Source organism: Pseudomonas sp. MONT-RG-20F-20-E-7-02 (assembly GCF_022662395.1).
Lineage (GTDB): Bacteria > Pseudomonadota > Gammaproteobacteria > Pseudomonadales > Pseudomonadaceae > Aquipseudomonas.
In genome coordinates this window covers 1-2,261 of record NZ_JAKNQN010000025.1, presented here as the reverse complement: position 1 = coordinate 2,261, position 2,261 = coordinate 1, and the positions used below count along the sequence as shown (strand labels likewise).

1 protein-coding gene is annotated in these 2,261 nt (G+C 54.8%); it reads right to left on the bottom strand.

Going from position 1 to position 2,261, the window contains the following annotated elements; translation table 11 throughout:
• On the bottom strand, positions 1–2,261 hold a 2,261-nt coding region (locus L8I05_RS29355; protein WP_347341241.1), incomplete at both ends, for an immunoglobulin-like domain-containing protein.

The following is a 2,261-nucleotide window of genomic DNA, read 5'->3' as shown; positions in this document are numbered from 1 at the left end:
GTGATGGCTGTTTCAGCCGCCTTCGGATCGGTTACCAGGTTCTCGAAGTTACCGCCTTCGGTCTTGGCGATGGTGGTGCTGACGGTGCTGCCATTGTTGTAGACGTCGTTAGCCGGCGTTTGGAAAACCGTGGAGCCAACGGTTTCACCAGCTTTAATGGTGATCGTTTGACCGTTGCTCAACGTAACGGTTACGTCAGTCTGCGCTTTGTTCGTCAGGGTCGCGGTGTAGGTAATCTCACCACCTTCAACCACGGACGCTTTATCAGCGGAGAGGGAAACGGTGGTGTTGTCGATCGAATCGGTGATGGCTGTTTCAGCCGCCTTCGGATCGGTTACCAGGTTCTCGAAGTTGCCGCCTTCGGTCTTGGTGATCGTGGTGCTGACGGTGCTGCCATTGTTGTAAACATCGTTAGCTGGCGTCTGGAACACAGTCGAACCAACGGTTTCACCGGCTTTGATGGTGATCGTCTGGCCATTGCTCAACGTTACCGTGACATCGGTTTGAGCTTTGTTGGTCAATGTTGCGGTATAGGTAATCTCACCGCCTTCAACTACCGACGCTTTATCGGCGGAGAGGGAAACCGTGGTGTTATCGATCGAGTCAGTGATGGCTGTTTCAGCCGCTTTCGGATCGGTCACCAAGTTCTCGAAGTTGCCGCCCTCGGTCTTGGCGATGGTGGTGCTGACGGTGGAACCGTTGTTGTAAACATCGTTCGCCGGCGTCTGGAACACCGTCGAGCCAACGGTTTCACCGGCTTTAATGGTGATCGTCTGACCATTCGAAAGCGTAACGGTAACGTCAGTCTGCGCTTTGTTCGTCAGGGTCGCGGTGTAGGTGATCTCGCCGCCTTCAACCACGGACGCTTTGTCGGCGGAGAGGGAAACGGTGGTGTTGTCGATCGAATCGGTGATGGCTGTTTCAGCCGCTTTCGGATCGGTCACCAGGTTCTCGAAGTTACCGCCTTCGGTTTTAGCGATGGTGGTGCTGACGGTGCTGCCATTGTTGTAAACGTCGTTAGCCGGTGTTTGGAACACAGTCGAGCCGACGGTTTCACCCGCTTTGATGGTGATCGTCTGGCCATTCGAAAGCGTAACGGTTACGTCAGTCTGAGCTTTGTTAGTCAGGGTCGCGGTGTAAGTAATCTCACCGCCTTCAACAACAGACGCCTTATCGGCAGTCAGAGAAACCGTGGTGTTGTCGATCGAGTCGGTGATGGCTGTTTCAGCCGCCTTCGGATCGGTTACCAGGTTCTCGAAGTTGCCGCCTTCGGTCTTGGTGATCGTGGTGCTGACGGTGCTGCCATTGTTGTAAACGTCGTTAGCCGGGGTTTGGAACACAGTCGAGCCAACGGTTTCACCGGCTTTGATGGTGATGGTCTGGCCGTTCGACAGCGTAACGGTTACGTCCGTTTGCGCTTTGTTCGTCAGGGTCGCGGTGTAGGTAATCTCACCGCCTTCAACCACAGACGCCTTATCGGCAGTCAGAGAAACCGTAGTGTTGTCGATCGAGTCGGTGATCGTGGTTTCGGCCGCTTTCGGATCGGTTACCAGGTTCTCGAAGTTGCCGCCTTCGGTTTTAGCGATGGTGGTGCTGACCGTGGAGCCATTGTTGTAAACGTCGTTCGCCGGCGTCTGGAACACCGTCGAGCCAACGGTTTCACCGGCTTTAATGGTGATCGTCTGACCATTCGAAAGCGTGACGGTAACGTCAGTCTGCGCTTTGTTGGTCAAAGTCGCGGTGTAGGTGATATCGCCGCCTTCAACCACGGACGCTTTGTCGGCGGAGAGGGAAAGCGTGGTGTTATCGATCGAATCGGTGATGGCTGTTTCAGCCGCCTTCGGATCGGTTACCAGGTTCTCGAAGTTACCGCCTTCGGTCTTAGCGATGGTGGTGCTGACAGTCGAACCGTTGTTGTAAACATCGTTAGCCGGTGTCTGAAACACAGTCGAGCCAACGGTTTCACCGGCTTTGATAGTGATCGTCTGGCCATTCGAAAGCGTGACGGTAACGTCAGTCTGCGCTTTGTTGGTCAAAGTCGCGGTGTAGGTGATCTCACCGCCTTCGACCACGGACGCTTTATCAGCAGTCAGAGAGACCGTGGTGTTATCGATCGAGTCAGTGATGGCTGTTTCAGCCGCCTTCGGATCGGTTACCAAGTTCTCGAAGTTACCGCCTTCGGTCTTAGCGATGGTGGTGCTGACGGTGCTGCCATTGTTGTAAACGTCGTTCGCCGGCGTCTGGAACACAGTCGAGCCGAC